A 23579-nucleotide genomic window follows, 5' to 3' on the forward strand; every position below is an offset into this window, starting at 1 on the left:
CATGAAAAAAACGCTACTGGCAGTATGCCTCGCCGCGACCTTTCCGGCAGCGGTACACGCACAGAGTGCCGTCACGCTATACGGCATCATCGATGAAGGTTTGAGTTATACGAGCAATGCGGCGACGACCAACGGCAACGGCAGCGTCTCGGGCCACAGCGCGGTTCGTCTGTTAAGCGGCGTGATGCAGCAAAGCCGCTGGGGTTTGCGCGGGGTTGAAGATCTCGGCGGCGGCATGAAGGCGATCTTCATGCTGGAGAACGGCTTCGACGCGAGCACCGGCAAGTTCGGCCAGGGTGGGCTCCTGTTCGGCAAAAAGGCATGGGTGGGATTGTCGGGCGCGTTAGGCACGGTGACGCTCGGGCGGCAATACGATACCAACGTCGATATTCTCGGCCCGTTCGAAGTGGGCGATCAATGGGGCGGCTACATGGCCGCGCATCCGGGCGATCTCGACAACATCAACAACACCAACTCGACGAATAACTCGGTCAAGTTCACCAGCAATACGTATGGCGGGTTGACGGTGGAAGCGCTATACAGTCTCGGAGGCGTGGCCGGCAATTTCTCGCGCAATCGCATCTGGTCGGCGTCCGCTGGCTATGTGAACGGGCCGTTGGCACTGGGTGTGGGGTATCTCGACGTCGCCAATCCGAATACGTCTTTCTTCGGCAGCACGGGGAGTCCTGCCGCGACGGTGAACGGCGTGCCGGGGAGCAATATGCTCTCGCCGGTGTATTCGGGCTATGCGTCGGCGAAATCCATGCACGTGATCGGCGCGGGCGCCTCCTACCTTTTTGGTGCGGCGACTTTCGGCGCGACCTATTCGAATACGAGTTTTCGCGATCTCGGGGATTTATCTTCGGGACCGAATCCGGCTGGATTAAGCGGCAATGCGACGTTGAATAATGCAGAGGTGAACTTCAAGTATCAGATTACCCCGGATCTGCTGTGCGGACTCGCGTATGACTATACGAAGGGAAGTTCGGTAAAGGGCATGACGGCGGCAACTTATCATCAGTTCGCGTCAGGTATCGATTACTTCGTGTCGAAGCGTACGGACGTGTATCTGATTGGGGTTTATCAGAAGGCGTCGGGAACCGACTCGACCGGCAAAGAGGCGATTGCCGCGATCAACGGACCATCTGCTTCGGCGGATGATAAGCAGGCGGTGGTCCGGATTGGGATGCGGCATAAATTCTGATACTGGCTCACAGAAGCGGTGGCTCACCGTGTATATGCGGCGGCCCCGCTCCACTCTACGCGTGAATCGAGGTTGCTCTCGTCCGCAACCATCCATACCACCCCTCCATTCCCTCGCCGCTCTGCGCCGACACCTGAAGAATCTGCATTCGAGGATTGACACGCTTCGCATACTCGATGCACCGCTCGACATCGAAACGCAAATGCGGCAACAAGTCGATCTTGTTCAGCAACAACAAGGAACACGCCTGGAACATATGCGGATACTTGATCGGCTTGTCCTCGCCTTCGGTCACCGAAAGAATCAATACCTTGTCAGCTTCTCCTAGATCGAATAACGCCGGACACACCAGATTGCCGACGTTTTCGATCATCACCACCGAATGCATGGGCGGGTCGAGTTGCGTCAGTGCCCTCGACGCCATCTCCGCGTCGAGATGGCATCCGGTGCCGGTGTTGATCTGCACCACGCGTACGCCGGTCGCGCGAATCCGCTCGGCGTCGTTGAGCGTCGCTTGATCACCTTCGATCACCGTCAGCGGGAACGCGTTACCCAGATCGTGGATCGTTCGTTCCAGCAATGTCGTCTTGCCGGCGCCCGGCGAGCTCATCAGGTTCAGCGCCAGTATCGAACGGCCGGCGAGCCAGCCGCGATTGCGTTCGGCCAGTAGCTGATTCTTGGCCAGGATGTCGCGTTCGAGGTTGATCGAGGTGCTGTGTTCGTGTTCGTGTTCGTGGTGATGTTCGTGATGGTGGTGGACGTCTCCGTGCTCATGCACGTGATCATCGTGATGGCTATGCGAGTGTGAATGCGAATGCGCACTGACACCCACAAGAAGATGCGAGCTGACCCGCCGATAAGCAGTTCCGGCCGGGCCCGCGCCTCCGGTTGTCGACCCAGACTGAGCACCACCCTCCGCCGCTTCATCCAGATCGGTCACCGCCGCGCTCTGCGTATTCGAGCATCCGCATGTCGTACACATCACACCACCTCCATCTGCCTGATCTTCAACTGCTGGCCGGAAATCAGTTCGAGATTCTCGCTGCCACAAGCGCATTGGCCGAACGGCACGTCGACCGCCAGCGTCGCGCCACACGTCAGACAGCGAGCCTCGCCCGGCATCACGACAATATCGAGCGCCGCGCCCTCCACGGCGGTGTCCTTCGCGCACACGTCGAAACAGAACCGGATCGCTTCCGGCATGACGGCCGACAATTGCCCGATCTCCAGCGTCACGCGCCGCACGCGCGCGCCGTGCGCCTGTTCCGCGCAAATCTCGACGACGCTGTTCGCAATACTCAACTCGTGCACGGCGCGCTCCCCGTTGGCCGCTCAACAGATGCGCGGCAGTTGCTCGCCCACCAGCATATCGACAATGCGTTGCCCGCCGAATACGGTCCGCATCACGACGAGCCCATTCGTCTCCGCCTCGCTCCGTTCAACCGTACCGATCACCGCCGCCTCGCGCCCCACCGGATGCGCGCGCATGGCCGCCAGCACGCGTTCGGCGGCGTCGGCGGGCACGACGGCCACCAGCTTGCCTTCATTGGCCAGATACAGCGGGTCCAGGCCGAGAATCTCGCACGCGCCCTTCACCTGCTCGCGCAAGGGCAGCGCGGCTTCATCGAGCCGTATCGTCACGTTCGAACTTTGCGCGAATTCATTGAGCACGGTCGCCACACCGCCGCGCGTCGCATCGCGCAGACAGCGGATCTGCGGGCACGCGTCGAGCATCGCCGCGATCAGGCCATTAAGGGGACAGCAGTCGCTCTCTATGTCGGCTTCGAGTGCAAGCTGCTGACGCGCCACCAGAATCGCCGCGCCGTGATCGCCGAGACAGCCGTTGACGATCACCACGTCGCCCGGACGTGCGTTGCGCGCCGAGATCGAGACATCGTGGCGCACCACGCCAATGCCCGTGGTGTTGATGAACAGCTTGTCGGCGCAACCGCGCTCCACCACTTTCGTGTCGCCTGTGACGATCGCGACGCCCGCTTCGAGCGCGACGCGCTGCATGCTCGCCGCGACACGGCGCAGAAGATCGACGGAGAACCCCTCCTCGATCACCACCGCGCACGACAGATATAAAGGCGTCGCGCCGCACACCGCCAGGTCGTTCACCGTCCCGGACACGGCCAGCGTGCCGATGTCGCCGCCCGGAAAGAACAGCGGATCGACCACGTAACTATCGGTCGTAAAAGCGAGCCGGTCGCCGTGCGCGGCGAGATCGGCTAGCGCGAAGACGGCCTGATCTTCCAGCGCCGCGAGCGTGGGATTGTCGAAGGTCGACACGAACACGTCTTCGATCAGATCACGCATGGCGCGGCCACCGCTGCCTTGCGCCAGGTTGACGGTAGCGTCGCGTACACGGTGCGGCGTGCTGGCTCTGATCGAAGTGGAAGCGCGGTCGTTCATGGCCCGCCTCGCACGCTGGAGGTGACAGCCGCATCGGCCATGCTGCCCGCGCCGAGACATGCCGCGGTCTGCGCCGCCGCTTGCCGCGCCTCGCGCCGTTCATCGATCCGCGACGTATCGATCCGCCCATAGTTGTAATACGCCGCGCAAGCCCCTTCGCTCGACACCATCAGCGAGCCGAGCGGCGACTCGGGCGTGCACGCCGTGCCGAACACTTTGCATTGATGCGGCTTGATCACGCCCTTGAGCACCTCGCCACATTGACATGCTTTCGGATCGGCGATCTTCACGTTCGGCACCGCGAACTTGCGCTCCGCATCGAATCCCGCAAACGCCTCGCGCATCCGCACGCCGGAATGATCGATCGAGCCGAGTCCACGCCACTCGAAAAACTCACGCGTCTCGAACACGCGCGCCACCGCCGACAAAGCCTGCGCGTTGCCATCCTCCGGCACGATCCGTCCATACTGGTTCTCGACCTCGCAGCGGCCATCCGCGATCTGCTTGAGCACCATCCACATCGATTGCAGCACGTCGAGCGGCTCGAAGCCCGCCACCGTGATCGGCTTGCGATAGTGCCGCGCGATGAAGTCATACGGCCGCGTGCCGATCACCATGCTGACATGGCCCGGACCAAGAAAGCCGTCGAGGTGCAAGTCGGGCGAATCGAGAATCGCCTTGATGGTCGGAATGATCGTGATGTGATTGCAGAACAGCGAGAAATTGGTGATCTTTTGCGCGTGTGCCTGCAAGACGGTCATCGCGGTGCTCGGCATGGTCGTTTCGAAACCGAGGCCGAAGAAGATCACCTCGCGTTGCGGATTGAGTTGCGCGATCTTCAATGCGTCGAGCGGCGAATAGACCATGCGCACGTCGGCGCCGTCGGCTTTCGCCTTGAGCAGGCTTTTCTTCGAACCGGGCACGCGCATCGCGTCGCCGAACGTCGTGAAGATGACTTCCGGGCGCTCTGCCAGCGCGACGCAATCGTCGACGCGACCCATCGGCAGCACGCACACCGGGCAGCCCGGACCGTGAACGAACTCCACGGCGTCGGGCAGCAATTGCTGGATGCCGTAGCGGAAAATCGTGTGAGTGTGGCCGCCGCACACTTCCATGATTTGCAGCGGCCGCTGCTTCGCGCGCTCGATGCGCGACACCAGCGCGCGGATTTCCCTCGCGAGCGTTTTCGCCTTCTCCGGGTCGCGAAACTCATCGACGTATTTCATGGCGTGCCTCCCGCAGCCGCCGAGGCCGAAGCGCCGAGACCGCCGCGGTCGTCGGCGAGCAGCGTATGCACAAGGTCCCACAGAATGTGATAAATCGCGACATGCGTCTCCTGCACGCGATGAATGCTGTCGCTTCTCACCACGAGGCAATGATCGAGCGTGGCGCTCGTGGCCATGCGTCCGCCGTCGTGACCGGAGAGTCCGATGGTCAGCAGCTCCATCTCTTTCGCCTTCGCGAACGCCGCCAGCAGGTTCTCCGAATTGCCGCTCGTCGACACGCCGATCAGCGCATCGCCGCGCCGCGCCTGCGCCACCAGTTGCCGCACGAAAATATGATTGAAGCCGACGTCGTTGCCGACCGCCGTCAACATCGCCATATCGGCGACGAGATTGATGGCGGTGAGCGCGGGACGTCCTGTCGTCACGGGATGCAGAAACTCGACCGCGATATGCGCCGCGTCGCAGCTCGAGCCACCGTTGCCCATTGCAAAGAGCCTGCCGCCGCGACGATACACGTCGGCAATGGCGTGAGCAACGCGCACGACCTCGGGTGCGCTTTCCTCGAAGAAGCGCGTCTTCGCATCCACGCTGTCCTGCGCCTTGCCGCGCACCGATTCGAGCAGGGCCGCATCGAGCCGCTCCGCGTCCTGATGCGCGCCGTGCAGGAACGGATACAGCGCTTGCAGCGATTCATGTTCGGGCATGGTCGGTCTCCATGTGCTGGTGACAGCGCGCTCACGGCGCCGCGCGCAGCTCATCCATCTCGCCCTGCGCGACGCCCAACTCGTGCAGCAGCGCAAGCGTGCGCGCCGCTTCCTGCTCGTCGAGCCGGCTCATCGCAAAGCCGACATGCACCAGCACCCATTCGCCGACGCACGCGCTCGCCGGCCGGCCTTCGTCGATCACGAACGCGATGTTGATCACGCGCCGCACACCGCCGACGTTGACGAGCGCGAGATCGTTCGCCGCATCGGTCACTTCGACGATCTGCCCTGGGATGCCCAAACACATGTCGTTCTCCCCTCTGCCCCGTGCAAACTATCAACCCTCGCCGCGCTGCCGCGCCGCCGCGATGACCGCCTGCCCGAGCGACAATCCGCCGTCGTTGGCCGGCACCTGGCGATGCGTCAGTACGCGAAAACCCGCTTCGCCAAGGCGCATTGCGACCTGTTCGAACAGGATGCGGTTCTGGAACACGCCGCCCGAAAGCGCGACGCTGCGCGCGTCGGCCGGGCCGGTCAGCAGATCGGCAAGACACTCCACCATGCGCACGATCGCGATCGCCACGCCCTTATGAAAACGCGCCGCGATCACGGGCACGGGCGTGCAGCGCAGCAGATCGTCGAGCAAGGCTTCCCACATCGGCCGGGGTTCGATGCAGCGCAAACCACCCGGTATGGTGTTGGTCAACTCGAACGGGTACGCATGCGCGTCGCTATCGTTGCGCAGCGTGTGCTGATCGACCAGCGCCTCCAGTTCGATCGCGGCCTGGCCTTCGTAAAGCACACGCTCACGGCACACGCCGAGGGTGGCCGCCACCGCGTCGAACAGACGTCCCGCGGAACTCGCGAGCGGGCTGTTCACGCGCTGCGCGATCATCGCGTCGAGCGCGGCGCGCGGACGGCTGCTCAGGAACTGCTGCATGTCGAGACCGCTGTAGTGCCGCGTGAATCCATACCAGTCGAAAGCCGCCTGCAGATGCGCGTACGCATTGCGCCACGGTTCGTCGATGGCGCGCGTGCCGCCCGGCATCGCCACCGGTTTGAAGCGGCCGAGCCGCGTATAGCCGCGATAGTCGGCCAGCATGAATTCGCCGCCCCACAGCGTGCCGTCGTCGCCGTAACCGAGACCGTCGAGCGCGACGCCGAGCATGGGCAACGCATCGAAGGCGACGCCGTTTTCGGCCATGCACGCGGCGAGATGTGCGTGATGGTGCTGCACTTCGACCACGGGAATCTGTGAGGCTTGCGCGAGCTCGTAACCGATCTTGCGCGACAGGTATTCGGGATGCAGGTCGAGTGCGATGACCTGCGGCTCATGCTCGAACAAACGCAGATACTGCGCCACCGCGCGGCGATAGTCCGCATACGTCAGCGCGTCTTCCAGATCGCCGATGTGATGCGAGACGATTGCCTGGGCATCGCGCGCAAGGCAGAAGGTGTTCTTGAGTTCGCCGCCCATCGCCAGCACCGCGGGGGTATTGGCGAAACCTTTGGGCAACAGCAGCGGCGCCGGCGCATAACCGCGCGCGCGCCGCACGACCCGCGCGGTGCCCTGCATCACGCGCGCCACCGAGTCGTCGACCCGGCGCGAAATGTCGCGATCGTGCATCAGGAAGACATCGGCGATACGGCCGAGACGCGCGCGGGCGTCCGCGTTGTCGATGCACGGCGGCTCGTCGCTGGTGTTGCCGCTCGTCACCACCAGCGCGGAATCGATCGACTCGGTCAGCAGCCGATGCAGCGGTGTGGACGGCAGCATCAAGCCGAGCGTGCCGACGCCCGGCGCAACACTCGGCGCGACGCATTCGGCGCCATCGGCGGACATGATCACGATGGGTCCGCCGGCGCTCGCGAGCAGCGCGCATTCGGCTTCGCTCGGCGTGCAATACCGGCGCACGGCTTGCAGATCGCGCGCCATCAGCGCGAAGGGTTTGCGCTCGCGCCGTTTCAGCCGCCGCAGACGCGCGACCGCGGTTTCATCGCTCGCATGGCAGGCCAGTTGAAAACCGCCTAAGCCCTTGATCGCGACGATCGCGCCGTGCCGCAACAGTTGGCTCGCGGCGCGGCACGGGTCGTCGCCATGCACGCGCGCGCCGTCGCGGCTCTCCAGCCAGACACGCGGGCCGCATGCGGGACACGCCACCGGTTGCGCGTGAAAGCGCCGGTCGGCGGGGTCGTCGTATTCCGCGCGGCACGCGTCGCACATGACGAACGCCGCCATCGTCGTATTGGCGCGATCGTAGGGAATGGCTTGCACGATCGACAGCCTGGGGCCGCAGTGCGTGCAGTTCGTAAACGGATAGCGGTAGCGGCGGTTCGCCGGGTCGGCGATGTCCGCCGCGCAGTCGCCGCAGATGACCGCGTCGGGCGTGACGCCGGTTTGCACATGGCCGCTCACGCTCGGCACGATACGAAAGTCGTTCGCCTCGGCCGCCTCGCTCAACTGATGCCGCTCGATCGCGTCGATGCGCGCGAGCGGCGGACATTCGGCGCTCAGGCTGTCGATGAAACGCTGCAGCATCCACGCGTCGCCCCATGCATGAATCAGCACGCCGTCGCTGTCGTTGCACACGTCGCCGACCACGCCGCAGGCATGCGCAAGCCGCCACACGGTCGGCCGGAAGCCGACGCCCTGCACCAGTCCGCGCACGCGGATCTCTTCGCCGACCGGTCCCACGACCGCCGGATGCTGCGTCGAACCCTGCCCGGCGGGCTGTGCATGCGTGCTCATCGCCATCTCCCTGGCCGTTGCCGCCTACATGTTGCGGATGCGGATATAGCGCTTGATGTCCTTCATATTCGCCAACACGCCGACCACCAATGCCGGCAACAAGAGGTACTTGAAAAACCCTTTCATGATGTCTCCCGCTTCAGTTATTTCACGCCGTATCCATCGCATGTCAGCGCGTCCGGCATGTCAAACCATGCGCGCGGCGCGCTGTTCCAGCCTTGCCGTCACGAGCCGCACCACCACTTCAGCGGCCTGTTCCACCGCGGCCGCCACGGGGCCGCTCAAACTCATCCGTCCTTCTTCACCCTCTTCGCAACCGAAGTCCTGCGGCTCGCAGCCGAGCACGACGATGTCCTCGCACCGGCCGCCGAGCATCCGCACGGTTTGCAGCACCTTGGCCGGGTCCATCTCATGCGGCGACATCAGGATTGGCACGGCGTACGGATCGCCGCTCGCAGCGCCGCCCGACTCATCCATGGACGGCTCGATCACGTACAGGGTACCGGGCGCGCCGCCGCGCTGCGTCGCGTCGATCAGAATCGCGCTGTCCACACCGTCGAGCAGCGCGTAACACAGATCGACGCCACGAATGCCGAAGTCCGCGACGTTGACGCCCGCCGCGAATCCCGGCAATTCGCCCGCAGCCAACTGTTCCTGCAAGCGCCGCACCACTTCGACGCCGAAGCCGTCGTCGCCGAGAAACACGTTGCCGATGCCGGCCACCAGAATCGTGCTCATACGCGGCCCCGTCGAGCACCGGCAGCGTGGCCGAGCGGTTCGATCTCGTCCGGTCCGAAGAAGAACCGATGGCCCGGCATGCGCTGCACGCCGAAGTCCTTGCCCGGATCGTCGTCGATAGTCACGGCGACATGCACGTGGTCGTCAAAATCGCGTTCGATCGATTCGATCGTCGCGACCATGCCGCTCAGCGCGATATCGAAGATGTCCGCGCGGCCGCGCGGGCGCAAGCGCACCTGATCGCCAATGCGGATTTCCACGCCCGCGACCCGCACGCAGGCAAGATGCGGTCGCGCATCGAGTTCGGCCCACGGCGAAACGGGCATGGTGGTCCGCGCCGCAGAGAGGGACGCGCCCACGCTTGCCGCGTCGAGCGCGCGCACCTGCCGCAAGGTGCCGTGCAGCTTCTGCATCTGCTCGGCACCCAGGCCTTCGGTACGCGCGAGCAAGGCGCGAGCGCGCTCGTCGGTGGCGATCATCTCGCGCTTTTCCTCGTCGGTCATGGTGAGAATGCGCAGTGTGAGAATCTCGTCGATCTCCGTGGCGTCGAACAGATCGCCGGCGCTTTCGGGCGCGATCTGCGGGAAATCGTAGAGGATGATCGGCGAGGCGAGCATGGTGTCGGGCCGTTGTTCATCGCCGATCAGCACCGGCCATACGCCGATATTGCGGCATGCAGCCGACGCCGCCGCGAGATCGTCGGGCGGATCGATTGACGAAATCCATGTGCCGCGCTCGATGGTCAGTACGGTATGGCACGAGACCAGCGCATACAGCGACGCGGCGTCGCGCGTGAGGCTGCGCGCATATTCGAGCGGCGTCTCGTTGACGATGCGCACCTTCAGCCGATAGACGCCCGCCGCCACGCTCGCCGCACTGATTTCGACGCGGCCTTGCAGGGCCGCGCGCGTGCGGCGCAACGCGCCACGCAGCGTGCCGTGCCGGTCCGCCAGCGGTTCGAGTTCGCTGCCGGCATCGAATAAAAAAGAAATATCGCGTGGAACGTTCACCAATTCGCCCAGCGCCAGCACGGGCAGCGCGAGATGCCGTTCAGCCGCTTCCTGCCACGGCGTGTAGCGCCGTTCGTCGATATCGAGCACGGGCACCGTGCGCCACGCGGGCTCACCCGACTCCGGGCGTACCGCGGCGTTTTCCGGCACGCCCAGCACCATCCGCTCGATCACCTGCAAAAACCCGGGCCGCACCGCGACGCGCGTGTGCTCGCCGCCGCGCAGCAGACACTCGCTTTGCGTCACCCACGGATCGCTGCCGGACGCCTCCGCATAGGCACGCGGATACACGCCGCCGAAGGTCCACCGTTGGCGGTTCTTCACCGAAGTCGGCCGGTACGGATACAGCATGTAGCCTTCGTACAGCACCGCCTGCACCACGCTCTCGACCGCGTTCACGATATGTCCTCCTCGAGCTTGTCGAGCAGGCTCGTGACCGCCTGCTCCCAGCTCGTCAGCCCGCCACGGGTTTTGAAGCGCGAGAGGCGATCGAACACGTCGCGATGCAGGCATAGCCATGCGCCGTTCGGGTAATAGCGCGCCATCATGTCACGCCATAGCGCCACCGGCAGACGGTACGCCGCCTCCTTGTGCCACGGAATCGGCGCGACCTGCAATGCGCCATCGGCCTCGCGATAGAAAACGGTGCCGCTGAACTGCAGCATCAGCGGAATCTCGCCCTCTTCGAGTCCGTGAAAATATTTGGTGGCGGCTACATTGAAGTCGTAGCTGCACGGCACCGGCAGATCGAGCGTGCATTCGCCGCTAAAGGGTGGCGCAACCGCCGACGCATGCGTCCACAGCATCGTGCGTAACGTATCGCCCCAACGCGGTGGAATGCCGAACAGGTCTTCGAGACCGTATTGCTCGGCGGGCGCGTAGCGGCGTTTCGCGGCTTCGATCTGGATCTGGCATTGCAGCGTGATGCTGGCGATCTCGCGGTTCGGTGCACCTTCAACCGACGTATCGACGATATGCAGCTTGAACATCAGCAGCGGCGCCGCGGCAAACGGCACGACTTCCGCCGACTCGACAGTGAACCCGAGATCAGGCATGGAGCAAGCCCTCCGGTACGCGGCCCTGGGTCTTCAGCGCGGCGAAGAAGCGATGGATCGCGTCCCAGGCCTGCCGTCCGCCCGAGACGCCGCGCCATCGCGCGCGAATCACGCCGGTCAGCGCATAACATTGGTCGATCGGTACGCGGTAGTACTCGCGCGCGCCTTCGCTGCGATTCACGAGCAGCGCTTCGACGTCGGGCTCCAGTTGCGCGAGCCACGGATTGTCGGCGACGAGTTCGGTCCACGCCTGCAGATCCAGCAGCGACTGCGTGCCGGCCGCCGGTCCGGGATAGAGCGCGACGATACGTTGCGCCGAACTGTCGTGAAAGAAGAAAGCCATGTCGATGGGAATCGCCAGCGCGTCCCACTGCGCGTCGCTCATGCGAAAGCCGTCGAGATAATGTGCGTCGCGCGGTACCGGACGATAGCGCGCGTTCTGCTGATTGCCGAACAGCAGCGCGCAGGCACGGCAGCAGCAATACAGTTGACGTTTGGCGATTTCGAACAGATGAGGATGGTCGGCCAGCAACGGCGCGCCGCACAGCTCGCAATGCATGTCGTCGGCTTTGCGCACGAAATGCCGCACGGCCGCGACCCAGCCGCGCGTCGTGGCGGCAGCGGGTGTCATTGCGCGCCGGCCTCGGTCCGGCTGGCTACCTCGGTGTGCTCAGTGTGCGCATTGGGCACGAAGCGCAATTCATGCACGTTGACGTCCTGCAAACCCGCGATGTCGACGCGCATCACCTCGGGCGCAGCTTCGAAAATCGCAAGCTCGATTTCCTGCCGCAATTCGCCGACCGAATTGTGCTTGCCCTGCAGACGCCCGGCCACTTTCACCCGCACGGCCTCTTCGGCGGCGTCGATCAATTCGATCTGGACGCCCTGCACGCCGAGCAGCGGCCGCATCTTCTCCACCACGCGCGATACACGGGTCGGCAGGTCTTGCGGATGCAAACCATGCAACAGCAGCAGCGCCGATACGCTGGCGTCGCGTTCGAACGCTTCGAGCATGGCGTCATCCATCGCCCCGGCCGCCGAAACGATTTCCAGCAGATGCGCGAGTCCGTTCGTATGCAGATCGAGCACCACCTGCAACAGTTCCTGAGCACTCTCGCGCGCAGGCGGATCGTCGAGCGTCTCCAGCGCCGCAATCAGTTCCTCGATGCGGCGTTGCTGGGCGGCGACTGCGTGCTGGTCGCTCGTCTGGGCGCTCACGTATGCGCTCCCTGCATCACGCCGAAGGTCGGCGAGTGCGAGGTATCGATGGTCTTGCCGTTGCCCACATACATATGCACGCCGCACGGCAGGCATGGATCGAAGCTGCGCACCGCGCGCATGATGTCGATGCCCTTGAATTTGTCGGGGCCGTTCTCTTCGAAGATCGGCGTGTTCTGCACCGCGTCTTCATAAGGTCCGGGCGTGCCGTAGATATCGCGCGGATTGGCGTTCCAGGGCGTAGGCGGATACGGATGATAGTTGGCGATCTTACCCTCGCGAATCACGAGGTGATGCGAGAGCACGCCGCGCACCGCCTCATGAAAGCCGCAGCCGAGCCCTTCTTCCGGCACCGTGAAATCGCTGAACGTGCGGGTGCGTCCCGCATGCAATTCGGCAAGCGCCTGCTCGGCGAAATACAACGCCGCCGCTGCCGAATAAGCCTGAAAATACGTGCGGGCGCGATCGCGTTCGAGCGCGTTGCTCCACTTCGGAATCTTCCACTCGAACTCGACTTCGGGCTTGAGCGCGGTTTTCGGCAAATAGATCTTCACGCTGTGACCGGTCGCCTTGATATAGCCGATATCCACCAGTCCGGCCAACGCCGTGGACCACAGTCGCGCAATCGGACCGCCGCCAGTATCGAGCGCGAGGTGGTCGCCCGTGCGTTTGTCGAGCCAGCGTGGCGACATCACCCACGTATAGTTGCCGTCGAATTTGCGCTTCTGCGGATGCGGCAGCGTGGTCTGATTCCACGGATGCTTGCGGTCCACCGGATTGCCGAGCGGGTCATTCTTCACGAAGGTTTCTTCGTGATCCCAGTCGTCGTAATAGGAGCTGCCGAGCAGAATGCGGATGTTCAGGTTGATGTCGACGAGGTCGGTCGTGACCAGTTCGCCGTCCACCACCACACCCGGCGTAACGAACATGCCGCGTCCCCATTGCGTCATGCTGTTGTAGTTGTAGTCGCACACGTTCGGGTCCTGGAACGAGCCCCAGCAGCCGAGCAGAACACGGCGCCGGCCCACTTCTTCATAACCGGGCAGGGCCTCGTAGAAGAAGTCGAACAGATCGTCGTGCAACGGCACGACCTTCTTCATGAACTCCACATATTTCATCAAGCGCGTGATGTAGTCGGTGAAGAGCTGGATGGTCGGCACGGTACCCACACCGCCGGGATACAGCGTCGACGGATGCACGTGGCGCCCTTCCATCAGGCAGAACATTTCACGCGTGTAGCGGCTCACCATCAGCGTCTCGCGGTAGAACTCGCCGGTAAACGGGTTGAGCGCGGTCATGATCTCCGCGATGGTTTTATAGCCGTGCTTGTCCGCGTGCGGCGCGGGTGTTTTCTGGGCCTTGTCCCACACACCCGGATTGGTCTCCTTGACCATCGTCTCGCAGAAGTCCACGCCCACCAGGTTGTCCTGGAAGATGTTGTGATCGAACATATATTCGGCCGCTTCGCCGAGATTGACGATCCACTCGGCGATCGGCGGCGGCTTCACGCCGTAGGCCATGTTCTGCGCGTAGACGGAGCAGGTCGCGTGATTGTCGCCGCAAATGCCGCAGATCCGGCTCGTAATGAAATGCGCGTCGCGCGGGTCCTTGCCCTTCATGAAAATGCTATAGCCACGAAAGATCGACGACGTGCTATAGCATTCCGCCACCCGCCGGTTCGCAAAATCGATCTTGGTGTAAATTCCCAGACTGCCGACGATCCGCGTGATCGGATCCCAGTTCATTTCGACCAGCTTGCCCGGCGCTGCCTGGGTGGTGCTGGTCGCTTCAGGTGCTGTGCTGACGGCCATGACCTTCTCCTGCTGACTATGCTGACGACACTGACTGCGCGTATTCCGCCCGCTCAGCGACGGTAACCGGTGGTGAGTTCCGAACGGTTGTGCCGCCATTTCGGCTCATCGTTGAGCGTGTTTTTGGTCAGCTTGCGCAAGCTGCGGATCAGCGGGCCATAGCTCCTGATCAGATTCGACGACAACACCGCGCCGGGCGGCTCGTCCATGAACGGCATGAACTTGTCCGGAAAACCCGGCATCGTGCAGCCGATGCAGATGCCGCCCACGTTCGGACAACCGCCAATGCCCGCCATCCAGCCGCGCTTGGGCACGTTGCATTGCACGACCGGTCCCCAGCAGCCGAGCTTGACGATACAATTCGGGCTGCCGTATTCGGTCGCGAAGATCGCCTGCTCGTACGAACCCGCCCGGTCGCAACCATCATGCACGGTGCGGGTGAACAGCCACTTCGGCCGCAACGCCTCGTCGAGTGGAATCATGGGCGCGAGGCCGGCGAGTTGATACAGCAGATAGAGCAGCGTCTCCATGAAGTTATCCGGCTGCACCGGACAGCCCGGCACGTTGACGATCGGCAGGCCCGCTTTCGACTTCCAGTCCCAGCCGAGATAATCGGCGAGGCCCATGCAGCCGGTCGGGTTGCCCTGCATCGCGTGAATGCCGCCGTACGTCGCGCAGGTTCCCGCGCCGACCACCGCCAGCGCGCGCGGTGCGAGGCGGTCGAGCCACTGCGGAATCGTGATCGGGTCGCCCGTCTCGGGGTCGGTGCCCAAGGCGGCCCAATAGCCCTCGCGATTGATACGCTCATTGGGAATCGAGCCTTCCATCACCAGCACGAAGTTGTCGAGCTCGCCACGCGCGGCCTGATGAAACGGTTTGAGAAACTCGTCGCCGTTTTCATACGCCAGTACGGGATTGTGTAAATGCACCTTCGGCAAGCCGGGAATCGCGCCGAGAATCACGTCCTCGATACTCGGCTGGGTGGCGGCGGTAATGGAAACCGAATCGCCGTCGCAGCCGAGGCCCGCGGTAATCCAGATGATGTGCACTTCCTTGAGGGCCGGCGCGTGCTGAGTCTTGCGCCCATAGGGGACGTTGTCTGCTTCTGCCATGATGTGTCTCCACTGCGTTCACGTTCTTTTGGACAAGCAAAGATACGTGGCGAGCGCCGCACGGCAGTCACGTGTCCAGCAATCGATCAGGGGTCATTTCCGCGTGGGGAGCGGTTAAAAAGATCGGATTTGCTGCATGTTTTCGTTTGAATGGTGCTCATCGCAATGAGCCCGCAAAACTTTTTCGAGTATAGGTCAGCGACACGGAATAACCCAATTTTCATAGCTTATTCGCGAAGCTTCGCGCACCGCGATAGCCGCGTCCACGCGCTCTACTCAATTCTCTGACGATAGCCCTTAAGGGTTTGCGCCAAACTGATCTGCCGTTACGTGCCAATCAGGAACGGATCTCCATCTCCCCGATTCGCTGCCATTTGTAGACCGCCACGGACAATAACCAGGCGGCCGCGAATACGCCGACGATCGCATAGCCGAGCATGCCGAAGTGATCGTTGAGAACCGCCACCGTCTGCCAGAATCCGCCATTCAGATGCAGCCTGTCGGCCGCGAGCCCAAGCCCTTCGATGCTGCCGACCAGCAGCGCCACCAGCACCGAAATCGTCGTGATCGTGAGGTTGTAGTAAAGCTTGCGGACCGGCTTCACGAAGGCCCAGCCGTAAGCGCCCAGCATGAGGATGCTGTCGGTGGTATCGATCAGCGTCATGCCCGCCGTAAACAGCACCGGGAACACGAGGATCGACCAGATCGACATGCCTTGCGCGGCGCCCGCCGCGGAAATGCCGAGCAAGCCGACCTCGGTCGCGGTGTCGAAACCGAGGCCGAACAGAAAGCCGAGCGGATACATATGCCAGCTTCGTGTGATCAGGCGAAACAGCGGCCGGAACATGCGCGCGAGAAAACCGCGATTGGCGAGCAGCATGTCGAGATCTTCGTCGACGTAGGGCTCGCCGCGGCGCACGCGCCGAAACGCGCGCAGCACGGAGCGCAGCACGATGAGGTTCAGCAGCGCGATGGCGAACAGGAAAACCGTCGACACGAGCGTGCCGATCATGGCGCCCGTTTCCCTGAATCCGCTCAAGCGGGTTTGCAAGGCCATCGCGGTGACGGCAATGCCGAGCGTGGCCAGCACGACGATGGTGGAGTGGCCGAGCGAGAACATCAGCCCTGCCGTCAGCGGACGCTGGCCGGACTGCATGAGCTTGCGCGTGACGTTGTCGATGGCGGCGATGTGGTCCGCGTCCACGGCGTGCCGCAAACCGAGCGAGTAAGCCAGCAGACAGGAACCCATCAGCAGCGGATAGCCGCGAAATGCCATCAAGGCCGCAAGCCACGCGGCGAGATTGAAGGTCAGTAGCAACGCGTAGAGCCACGCGATCCGCCGGCGCTGATGGCCGGACGCCACTGCCGGGAACGCCTTCACGAACTCCGTCATGTGTTCTTCTCCCCGGAGCGAAGGCGAAGGCGGCTGCATTGCACAGCCAGGCGCTCGATGCGTCTTTTCGATAATAGACCTTTTCACGCGCTGCGCCATCGCTCGATGGATGACGCAGCGCATCACCGCTTCAGGCTACTTCACATTGAACGCATAGTCGCCATGGGTGCGATGCCCGTCCGACGCCACTGCCACCCAATGCACCGTGTAGTGACCGGCCGCGAGCGGCGGCAGCGGCACGGCGATCAGCGCCGGCTGCTGCTCGTCGACCGCGGCCTTCTGCGTGTTGACCTGCTTGCCGCTCGCGTCGGTCACCGTCAGCGAACTGAACGCCGCTTCGAGCGGCCCGTCGAAAATCACCCGCACCTGCGCGGGTGACGCCACCGTCGCGCCCGCTCCCGGCTCCTGCTTCTGGGGAAACACGTGAGCGAAGCCCGCGCGCGCGCGCGCGAGGCCGGCGAACAGCGCCGCCAGTTTCGCCGTAGCGTTAATACCGCGCAAATGTCGGTGTTTCATCGTGCCATTCATCATCACTCTCCTGCGTCACTGGAACAGCGGTTTGCCGATCGTGGTCGGCGCAACGTCGTCAAAGAAGATATGGGCCTGCACCAGAATGCCCACATGCGAGCCGCTCGCACGATTGATCGGGATTTGCGCCTCCACGCCGAACTGCCCATAACGGTTGATCCAGATGAAGCCCGGATTGACCGTGCCAGTCGTCTGCCCCTGGCTGCGGGACAGCGGAATTTCCACCAGCGGAATCAGATTGGCGAACGGCTGCGGCAGGCCGACATCGCGCACATGCTGTTGCAGATACGGCAAGCTGTATTGCACGGTGAAGCCGTAGTTGAAGGCGTTCGGCTGTCCCGCGCCGGTGGTCAGCGCCGGTCCCGCTTCACCCGTGATGGCGATCGGCCGCAGATACGCCAGCGAGTCGGGCAGATCGCCCATGCCCTTGCCGGCGTAGATGGTCGGCGAGATCGTCGAGAAGTTGTCGGCGATCGCGCGGCTGCCCGTGCCGCCGAGTTCGGCGTCCACGCCGATCGAGGTCATGAATTCGTGCGCGTCGTTGACGTACAGCAGGTACTTCAAGCCAACGCCGAAGTTGTCGAAGCCGTGCGCCCGCGGATTGTTCTGCATTGCATAAGTGCCGTCGACGGACACCGCGAGCCGCGGCGTGATCAGCTTGTCGTATTCGAAGTCGAAGGTGTTGATGCTCTGGTCGCCGTTGTCGCCCGGCACGCGTTGATGGCCGAACTCGAAGTTGGCTTCGTCGCCGACGCCGGGGTCGTCGACGGCCATCGTCGATGGGAAGACGCGGTTGCCCGCAATGGCGTGGGCGCCGGCAAGCGTTGGCGCGCACAACAAAGCGCCGGCGGTGGCCGCGAGAAGCGCCGCCGAGCGCAGCGGTTGCCTGCGGGACGTTGTGTGGGTAGGCATGATTCATCCTGTTTCATGGGTCGTGACAATGCCGGCGCGCAGGGTCGATAGGGACGCGCGGCGGCAGCCGCGATGCGTTCGATGCATCGCGCCGTGGTGACTCGAATCAGGATGCGAACGGAGGGGCGCGGGGTTGAGCGAAGGTGAGCGGTTCGACGCGGCGCACGCTCTCGAAGCGGGTCGCGACCGTGTGCTGCAAAGCGCGCACGGTGACGACGAACAGCGCCTCGACGCTCGGCACGGCCGGCATGTGGGCGAGCAGGCTGCAATAACCGCAGGCGTCGCCGTCGGACAGGGCGGTGTGTTGGGTGTGTTTGTCGCTTGCCTGATCGGGCGCGTTCGACGCGACCGACATCGCGTCCGGCGTGTCTTCCTGCATCGAACCCATTGAACTCATCGAATCCATCGAACCCATCGAGTCCATCGAGCCCATGGACGCCATTGACGGCATGTCGCAATGCTCGGCTGACATAGCGCTTTCATCGCTGCGTGCGGCGAGCGTGTGCGAGATCGTCGGAGCGAGCGTAGCCATCAGGATCGCGAACAATCCCAGCCAACTGCCGATCTTCCGATAGAAACGACTCACGATGCGCCCGGCGACACGATGGGGGAAGCTGTCGCGGATTATGCCACGGTCAATGCCGCATGCCGGTCGTGACAGCGGCAGTCATGTTGGGCATTTCACTCATGCGCCACGCATGCAGCGCACATCTTCGAACGTGCCGCGCCGTGCGCTCGCGTCGCCGAACGACAAGAGCTTCGCGCCCGCCCGGTCAATAGAGCAAACTGCCAACGGCAAACCCACCGCGGACAGTGGACAATGCGATCATCCCGGCTCCCGGCACGGAGTGTCCATGAAAGCGCAGCGCCCGCGTCCCCCGCACTTTCCCGGCGAAGAGCCGCATGCCGAGTGGCGCGACCATACCCTGCTCTATGTCGTCGTGGCGGCGCTCGTCATACTCATGGTCACACTGGTCGTCTGGCTGGTCGATCCGGCGCCGCCCAAGACGATTACCCTGAGCGCCGGTCCGCATGACAGCTCGTTTTTCGTCGCCGCCGAGCAGTACAGGAAAATCCTCGCCCGCAACGGCATCAAGCTGAACGTGCTGGAGTCCGACGGCTCCGTGCAGAACCTGCAACGTCTGCTGGACCCAAAGCAGCGCGTCGACGTCGCGCTCGTGCAAGGCGGCGTGGCCGACGGCCTCGACACCTCGTCGCTGATGTCGCTCGGCAGCGTTTTCTATATTCCGGTGGTGGTGTTCTATCGCGGCACGGGTTTGAGCCAGCTTTCGCAACTGGAAGGCAAACGGATCGCGGTGGGCCGCGAAGGCAGCGGCACGCGCCTGCTGGCGCTCAAACTGCTGGATGCGAACGGCATCGAGCCGGGCGGCGACACCACATTGGTGCCAAGCGACGGCATGCAGGCCGCCACCCAACTGGTGGCGGGTGAGGTAGACGCGGCGATCCTGAACGGCGACTCGGCCACGCGCGGCCTGATGCTGCGTCTGCTCAAGGTGCCCGGCGTGTCGGTGATGAACTTCGCCGAAGCGAGCGCCTATACGCGTCTCTTTCCCTATCTGGACCAGATCGACCTGCCGGCCGGCGTGCTGGATCTGAAACGCAGGATTCCGCCTGATACGGTGCATCTGATCAGCCCGACGGTCGAACTGGTGGCGCGCACCACACTGCATCCGGCGATTTCCGATCCGTTGATCGAGGCGGCTCAGGAAGTGCACGGCATGCCGGGACTGTTGCAGCGCGCGGGCGAATTCCCAAGTCCGGTCGCGCGCGAATATCAGATCAGCGAGGACGCGCAGCGCTACTACAAGACGGGCAAGAGCTTTCTGTACCGCACGCTGCCGTTCTGGCTGGCGAGCATCAGCGACCGCACGGTCGTTCTGCTGCTGCCGATGGCCGTGCTGCTGTTCCCGGCCATGCGCCTGATTCCGGCGCTGTACCGCTGGCGGGTGCGCTCGCGCATCTATCGCTACTATGGTTCGCTGATTGCGATCGAACGCGGCGCGCTCGCCGATTCGACCGACGAGGAGCGCACGCGGCTCTTTGCCGAGCTGGATCAGATCGAGGATTCGTTGGATCGGCTGCGCATGCCGCTCGCTTATGCCGACGCGTTCTATGTGCTGCGAGAACACGTCGGCTTCGTGAGAGGCCGGCTGGGGGCTGCGTCGCGGCAAGGCAGCCACCCCTAGGCGGGGCGGCGGGTTTTACGCTTCGCGGGTGGCCGGCGAGTTGGCCGGCTCGGCGGTGGCTTGGGCGGCTGCTTCAGCGTTCGGCTGCGCGGCTGTCTCGGTGGACGCTTGCGAGACTACCTCAGCCGTCGGTTGCGTGGCTGCCTCGCCGGCCGCAGTCGCGTTCGCGTTCGCCGCGCCGGCTGCCGCCTTCTGCGCACCCCTGCCCGCGCGATGCGCCTGCAGACGCTGCGCGCCCGCGGCTTCCTGCGCCGTGACCTTGCCGGCTTCCGCGCCCGTCAGATCGACGCGAGCCGCGCCTTCCACGAGACATTTCCAGTAGCGGCTGCCACGGCACCACGTCTTGATCGCGTCGCGCAATTCGGCTTCGCTCAACGACAGTTCCTTGGCGTGCACCACGAGGTCTTCGAAAATACCGACCTTGAGCGGCAGCTTGGGCGCCGGATTCTTCGGGAAGGCGATGGGGAAGCGCTTCTGCAGCCGCCCGATCGATTTCACCACCGGATCCACGGGCTTCGCATCCACGGCCGGTTTGGCGTCGGATGCGGCGGCGGGCGCGGCACGGCGCGGCGGCGCGGGCTTGCGGGCAGGCCTCGCGCCCGGCTTGGACGCGTCCTTTGCAGCAGGCTTGGAAGCGTCCTTAGCCGGCTTGGAAGCGTCCTTCGAAGCAGGCTTGGCGCCGGACTTCGCGGCAGGCGCAGCCTCGCGGCGAGCCGCGGCCAATTGCTTCTTCAGTTCAGCGAGTTGTTCGAAACCCATAGCGCACAATCGATCGAGAAAGACGAGATTGTAGCAGCGTAAGGAAACACGTTCGTGACGACGCCGCGAGCCGCGCCGCGCGGGGCGCCGCGCGGGCTTCCGCGTGTGTTTCCGTGTACGCTCGGCGCGACACGGTTAAACTCACTGTTTCCGGCCCTACCCGCCCCGTTTCCGCGCCCTTTTGCTCCTTCCCGTCCCCACTCCCGCGCTTCATGGACCTCAAGCAAATCCAGTATTTCATCGCACTTTTCGAAGACGGCTCCGTCACGCGCGCGGCGAAACGGCTGAATATCGTGCAACCCGCGCTCAGCATGCAGATTTCGAAGCTCGAAACCGAATTGCGCCAGAAACTCTTCGAACGCGGGCCGCACGGCATGACGCCGACCGACGCGGCGCGCCAGATGTACCGCCTGTACACGCCGATCATGCGCGACATCGAGCGGGCGCGCGACCAGTTGAGCCGGCAGGATGCGATCGTCACAGGGCGCGTGTCGCTGGGCATGGTCTCGTCGGAGGCGGAAAGCGTGCTGCCAGAGTCGCTCGCCAGGTTCAACGCGATGTTCCCGCAGGTCGAAGTGTCGGTCGCCGACGGGTTCAGCGCGCAGCTGATCGACGCGGTCGAAGCGGGCCGGCTGGATGCGGCCATCATCAACAAGCCGCGCGGGCGCCTCACGCTCGACGTGGTGCCGCTGGTCGACGAGGAAATGGTGCTGGTGACCAGTGCCGCGCTAGGCCCCGACCTGCCGCCGGCCGTCGATCTCGCGAAACTGGCCGGCATCGAACTGGTGCTGCCCACCCGCCGCAACGGCCTGCGCGGCGTGCTGGACGCGGCGTTGCTGGCCGCCGACGTGGTCATCAAGCCGAAGTTCGAGATCGACCTGCTGAATACCATCGTGCAGTTCGTCGAACAGAGCGGCGTCGCGACAATCCTGCCGCGCGTCGTGGTTCAGCGCAAGGTCGACGAAGGGGTGCTGTGCGCGCGCACCATCACGTCGCCGCCGATCGTGCGGCACATCATTCGCGTGAGCCATCCGAAGCGGCCGATCGGGCCCGCGGCGCACGCGCTGATCGATATCATCGGCGAAGAGATCTGGCGGGTGACGACGGGTGTGCCCGTCGTCTGAAACGCCGTCTGCGAACGCCCCAACCCGCGACCTAAACCGCCTCGCGCACTGCCCCCTGCTCGAGCCGCCCGCGCGTCTCCGGCACGACGAACGCACCGATCAGGAAAATCACGCTGATCGCCCCTACAAAGATCGCCAGCGTCATCGGCAACTCGCTCGCATCTTTCGCCACCAGCGAGACGGCGGTCGGCATCATCCCGCCAATGGCAAAGCCGATGTTCCAGGAGAGCCCCGTGCCGGTCGCGCGAATCGCGGTCGGAAACCGTTCGTTCAGGAAGATCAGCATCGGCGCGTAGCCCGCACTGCCGAGCGCGCTGAGAATCACCGCGTAGACACCGATCATCGTGATGCTTTGCGCCGTGGGCAGCAGCAGGAACAACGCGGGCAACGCGAACAGGCGAATCAGGCCGAGCCAGATGAAAGCGGTCTTACGCCCGATGAACGTGCTCAGATGCCCCGCCGCAACCGACGCGATCACCACCGCCACGCTGCAGATCAGCAGGATCGCCGCCGCGGCGCCGTTCGGCGCGTGGCTCACCACTTTGAGAAAGGTCGGCAGATAACCCGAGGTCAGGTAATAGCCGCTGCCGCCGCCGATGGTCAGCAACAGGTTGACGAACAGAATCGACCGATAGTCGCTCGAAAACAGCGTGCGCACCGGCGAGCGCACGATTTCGACCGGCGTGTCGAGCTTCTGCGCCGCGGCCTTGGCGGCCTTTTCGGCGGCGAGCTTTTTCCACAGCGGCGACTCTTCGAGACTACTGAAGACGAACAGCCCGAGCACCGAGCTGATGATGCCGGTGAAGAACATGCAGCGCCAGCCCCACACGTCGAACGACGGGCCGGGGAACAGCGCCGACATCGCCAGATACGTGAGCGAGGCGAGCAAGGCGCCGAGGCCCGCTCCGCCGCCGCCGATCAACCCCGACACCGCACCGCGATATTTGGGCGCGACCGATTCGGTGCCGATGGTATGCGTCGACGCCACCACGCCGCCCACGAACACGCCTTGCACGAGGCGCAGCACGAGGAACAGGATCGGCGCGACGAGGCCGACCTGCGCGACGGTCGGCAGCACGCCGAAGGCGGCCGTCGAGAGCCCCACGCCGACCACGGCGATGATCATCGCGCCCTTGCGTCCGTGGCGGTCCGCGTAGGAGCCGAACCATGCCGAGCCGAGCGGGCGCATCAGCAAGGTCACGGCGAACGACGCATAGACCGCGGCGAGCGACAGCATCGCGTGCTCGGACGGGAAGAACAGCCGCCCGACCACCGGCGCGACGAACAGCAACACGAACAGATCGAACAGATCCAGTGCCCAGCCGAGGCACGAGGCCATTACCGCACCCATCATTTGCCGCTGGTCTACCGCGGGCAAGGCGGCGCCATTTTGCGCTGCTACGGACATCATCAT

24 protein-coding genes are annotated in these 23579 nt (G+C 64.1%); 3 read left to right on the plus strand and 21 right to left on the minus strand.

Annotated elements, in window-relative coordinates:
- Position 1 precedes the first annotated feature (1 nt).
- On the plus strand, positions 2-1204 hold the full coding sequence (locus PQR32_RS25665; RefSeq protein WP_408233366.1) for a porin: 1203 nt from the start codon (positions 2-4) through the stop codon (positions 1202-1204).
- A gap of 55 nt (positions 1205-1259) precedes the next feature.
- Here the strand turns inward: PQR32_RS25665 and hypB are convergent, their stop codons facing one another.
- The 19 genes from hypB to PQR32_RS25760 all read right to left on the minus strand — a co-directional run bounded on the left by hypB (position 1260) and on the right by PQR32_RS25760 (position 18661).
- Entirely contained in the window at positions 1260-1982 is a 723-nt protein-coding gene (gene hypB, locus PQR32_RS25670) for a hydrogenase nickel incorporation protein HypB (protein ID WP_408233369.1), read from the minus strand.
- A gap of 203 nt (positions 1983-2185) precedes the next feature.
- Positions 2186-2515, minus strand: a complete 330-nt coding sequence (hypA, locus tag PQR32_RS25675) for a hydrogenase maturation nickel metallochaperone HypA (RefSeq protein WP_408233372.1) — start codon at positions 2513-2515, stop codon at positions 2186-2188.
- A 21-nt stretch (positions 2516-2536) separates the two neighbouring features.
- Complete coding sequence (gene hypE, locus PQR32_RS25680; RefSeq protein ID WP_408233375.1) at positions 2537-3619, minus strand: hydrogenase expression/formation protein HypE; 1083 nt, start codon at positions 3617-3619, stop codon at positions 2537-2539.
- Positions 3616-4845, minus strand: a complete 1230-nt coding sequence (hypD, locus tag PQR32_RS25685; protein ID WP_408233378.1) for a hydrogenase formation protein HypD — start codon at positions 4843-4845, stop codon at positions 3616-3618. Before hypD ends, hypE begins: the two co-directional genes overlap by 4 nt.
- Entirely contained in the window at positions 4842-5549 is a 708-nt protein-coding gene (locus PQR32_RS25690) for a D-sedoheptulose-7-phosphate isomerase (protein WP_408233381.1), read from the minus strand. The genes hypD and PQR32_RS25690 overlap by 4 nt, the downstream gene beginning before the upstream one ends.
- A 31-nt stretch (positions 5550-5580) precedes the next feature.
- A complete protein-coding gene (locus PQR32_RS25695; RefSeq protein ID WP_408215925.1) occupies positions 5581-5856 on the minus strand; it encodes a HypC/HybG/HupF family hydrogenase formation chaperone in 276 nt (91 codons plus the stop codon).
- A gap of 30 nt (positions 5857-5886) precedes the next feature.
- Complete coding sequence (hypF, locus tag PQR32_RS25700) at positions 5887-8298, minus strand: carbamoyltransferase HypF (protein WP_408233385.1); 2412 nt, start codon at positions 8296-8298, stop codon at positions 5887-5889.
- Positions 8299-8322: 24 nt separating this feature from the next.
- On the minus strand, positions 8323-8424 hold the full coding sequence (locus PQR32_RS25705; RefSeq protein WP_408176547.1) for a DUF6893 family small protein: 102 nt from the start codon (positions 8422-8424) through the stop codon (positions 8323-8325).
- A gap of 60 nt (positions 8425-8484) precedes the next feature.
- Complete coding sequence (locus tag PQR32_RS25710; RefSeq protein WP_408233388.1) at positions 8485-9036, minus strand: hydrogenase maturation protease; 552 nt, start codon at positions 9034-9036, stop codon at positions 8485-8487.
- The gene (locus PQR32_RS25715; protein ID WP_408233391.1) at positions 9033-10445 is read right to left on the minus strand and encodes a hypothetical protein; all 1413 of its coding nucleotides are present in this window, start codon (positions 10443-10445) and stop codon (positions 9033-9035) included. The genes PQR32_RS25710 and PQR32_RS25715 overlap by 4 nt, the downstream gene beginning before the upstream one ends.
- Entirely contained in the window at positions 10442-11101 is a 660-nt protein-coding gene (locus tag PQR32_RS25720; RefSeq protein ID WP_408233394.1) for a DUF6084 family protein, read from the minus strand. Before PQR32_RS25720 ends, PQR32_RS25715 begins: the two co-directional genes overlap by 4 nt.
- Positions 11094-11732, minus strand: a complete 639-nt coding sequence (locus PQR32_RS25725) for a DUF5947 family protein (protein WP_408233397.1) — start codon at positions 11730-11732, stop codon at positions 11094-11096. Before PQR32_RS25725 ends, PQR32_RS25720 begins: the two co-directional genes overlap by 8 nt.
- Positions 11729-12319 carry a NifU family protein gene (locus PQR32_RS25730; RefSeq protein WP_408233400.1) on the minus strand — a complete coding sequence of 197 codons (591 nt, stop codon included), beginning with the start codon at positions 12317-12319 and terminating at the stop codon, positions 11729-11731. The genes PQR32_RS25725 and PQR32_RS25730 overlap by 4 nt, the downstream gene beginning before the upstream one ends.
- Positions 12316-14130 (minus strand): nickel-dependent hydrogenase large subunit, encoded by a 1815-nt coding sequence (locus PQR32_RS25735; protein WP_408233403.1) that lies wholly within the window; start codon positions 14128-14130, stop codon positions 12316-12318. Before PQR32_RS25735 ends, PQR32_RS25730 begins: the two co-directional genes overlap by 4 nt.
- Before the next feature lie 53 nt (positions 14131-14183).
- On the minus strand, positions 14184-15242 hold the full coding sequence (locus tag PQR32_RS25740; RefSeq protein WP_408233406.1) for an NADH-quinone oxidoreductase subunit B family protein: 1059 nt from the start codon (positions 15240-15242) through the stop codon (positions 14184-14186).
- Positions 15243-15579: 337 nt separating this feature from the next.
- Positions 15580-16635 carry a HoxN/HupN/NixA family nickel/cobalt transporter gene (locus tag PQR32_RS25745; RefSeq protein ID WP_408233409.1) on the minus strand — a complete coding sequence of 352 codons (1056 nt, stop codon included), beginning with the start codon at positions 16633-16635 and terminating at the stop codon, positions 15580-15582.
- 135 nt (positions 16636-16770) lie between these two features.
- Positions 16771-17151, minus strand: coding sequence for a copper resistance CopC family protein (locus PQR32_RS25750; protein ID WP_408233412.1), 381 nt, complete (start codon positions 17149-17151; stop codon positions 16771-16773).
- A gap of 27 nt (positions 17152-17178) precedes the next feature.
- A complete protein-coding gene (locus tag PQR32_RS25755; protein WP_408233415.1) occupies positions 17179-18075 on the minus strand; it encodes a hypothetical protein in 897 nt (298 codons plus the stop codon).
- A 106-nt stretch (positions 18076-18181) separates the two neighbouring features.
- The gene (locus tag PQR32_RS25760; RefSeq protein ID WP_408233418.1) at positions 18182-18661 is read right to left on the minus strand and encodes a DUF2946 domain-containing protein; all 480 of its coding nucleotides are present in this window, start codon (positions 18659-18661) and stop codon (positions 18182-18184) included.
- Positions 18662-18929: 268 nt separating this feature from the next.
- On the opposite strand from PQR32_RS25760, the gene PQR32_RS25765 reads away from it, so the two are divergent.
- Entirely contained in the window at positions 18930-20282 is a 1353-nt protein-coding gene (locus PQR32_RS25765) for a TAXI family TRAP transporter solute-binding subunit (RefSeq protein WP_408233421.1), read from the plus strand.
- 15 nt (positions 20283-20297) lie between these two features.
- On the opposite strand, the gene PQR32_RS25770 is transcribed toward PQR32_RS25765, so the two are convergent.
- Positions 20298-21041 (minus strand): ProQ/FinO family protein, encoded by a 744-nt coding sequence (locus PQR32_RS25770; RefSeq protein ID WP_408233424.1) that lies wholly within the window; start codon positions 21039-21041, stop codon positions 20298-20300.
- Between the two features lie 212 nt (positions 21042-21253).
- Between PQR32_RS25770 and PQR32_RS25775 the strand changes: the two genes are divergently transcribed.
- Complete coding sequence (locus PQR32_RS25775) at positions 21254-22165, plus strand: LysR family transcriptional regulator (protein WP_408233427.1); 912 nt, start codon at positions 21254-21256, stop codon at positions 22163-22165.
- 31 nt (positions 22166-22196) lie between these two features.
- On the opposite strand, the gene PQR32_RS25780 is transcribed toward PQR32_RS25775, so the two are convergent.
- Positions 22197-23573, minus strand: a complete 1377-nt coding sequence (locus tag PQR32_RS25780; protein ID WP_408233430.1) for an MFS transporter — start codon at positions 23571-23573, stop codon at positions 22197-22199.
- Positions 23574-23579: the final 6 nt, after the last annotated feature.

The organism is Paraburkholderia dipogonis, from assembly GCF_046027395.1.
GTDB lineage: Bacteria > Pseudomonadota > Gammaproteobacteria > Burkholderiales > Burkholderiaceae > Paraburkholderia > Paraburkholderia dipogonis_A.

Excerpts from the sequence above, each read along its gene's own strand:
- PQR32_RS25765 (WP_408233421.1), top strand. The coding sequence starts at position 18,930 with ATGAAAGCGCAGCGCCCGCGTCCCCCGCACTTTCCCGGCGAAGAGCCG.
- hypD (WP_408233378.1), bottom strand. The coding sequence starts at position 4,845 with ATGAAATACGTCGATGAGTTTCGCGACCCGGAGAAGGCGAAAACGCTC.
- PQR32_RS25775 (WP_408233427.1), top strand. The coding sequence starts at position 21,254 with ATGGACCTCAAGCAAATCCAGTATTTCATCGCACTTTTCGAAGACGGC.
- PQR32_RS25710 (WP_408233388.1), bottom strand. The coding sequence starts at position 9,036 with ATGAGCACGATTCTGGTGGCCGGCATCGGCAACGTGTTTCTCGGCGAC.
- PQR32_RS25665 (WP_408233366.1), top strand. The coding sequence starts at position 2 with ATGAAAAAAACGCTACTGGCAGTATGCCTCGCCGCGACCTTTCCGGCA.
- PQR32_RS25770 (WP_408233424.1), bottom strand. The coding sequence starts at position 21,041 with ATGGGTTTCGAACAACTCGCTGAACTGAAGAAGCAATTGGCCGCGGCT.
- PQR32_RS25745 (WP_408233409.1), bottom strand. The coding sequence starts at position 16,635 with ATGACGGAGTTCGTGAAGGCGTTCCCGGCAGTGGCGTCCGGCCATCAG.
- PQR32_RS25735 (WP_408233403.1), bottom strand. The coding sequence starts at position 14,130 with ATGGCCGTCAGCACAGCACCTGAAGCGACCAGCACCACCCAGGCAGCG.
- PQR32_RS25750 (WP_408233412.1), bottom strand. The coding sequence starts at position 17,151 with ATGAAACACCGACATTTGCGCGGTATTAACGCTACGGCGAAACTGGCG.
- PQR32_RS25720 (WP_408233394.1), bottom strand. The coding sequence starts at position 11,101 with ATGCCTGATCTCGGGTTCACTGTCGAGTCGGCGGAAGTCGTGCCGTTT.
- PQR32_RS25755 (WP_408233415.1), bottom strand. The coding sequence starts at position 18,075 with ATGCCTACCCACACAACGTCCCGCAGGCAACCGCTGCGCTCGGCGGCG.
- PQR32_RS25695 (WP_408215925.1), bottom strand. The coding sequence starts at position 5,856 with ATGTGTTTGGGCATCCCAGGGCAGATCGTCGAAGTGACCGATGCGGCG.
- PQR32_RS25725 (WP_408233397.1), bottom strand. The coding sequence starts at position 11,732 with ATGACACCCGCTGCCGCCACGACGCGCGGCTGGGTCGCGGCCGTGCGG.
- PQR32_RS25780 (WP_408233430.1), bottom strand. The coding sequence starts at position 23,573 with ATGTCCGTAGCAGCGCAAAATGGCGCCGCCTTGCCCGCGGTAGACCAG.
- hypE (WP_408233375.1), bottom strand. The coding sequence starts at position 3,619 with ATGAACGACCGCGCTTCCACTTCGATCAGAGCCAGCACGCCGCACCGT.
- PQR32_RS25690 (WP_408233381.1), bottom strand. The coding sequence starts at position 5,549 with ATGCCCGAACATGAATCGCTGCAAGCGCTGTATCCGTTCCTGCACGGC.
- PQR32_RS25705 (WP_408176547.1), bottom strand. The coding sequence starts at position 8,424 with ATGAAAGGGTTTTTCAAGTACCTCTTGTTGCCGGCATTGGTGGTCGGC.
- hypF (WP_408233385.1), bottom strand. The coding sequence starts at position 8,298 with ATGAGCACGCATGCACAGCCCGCCGGGCAGGGTTCGACGCAGCATCCG.
- PQR32_RS25740 (WP_408233406.1), bottom strand. The coding sequence starts at position 15,242 with ATGGCAGAAGCAGACAACGTCCCCTATGGGCGCAAGACTCAGCACGCG.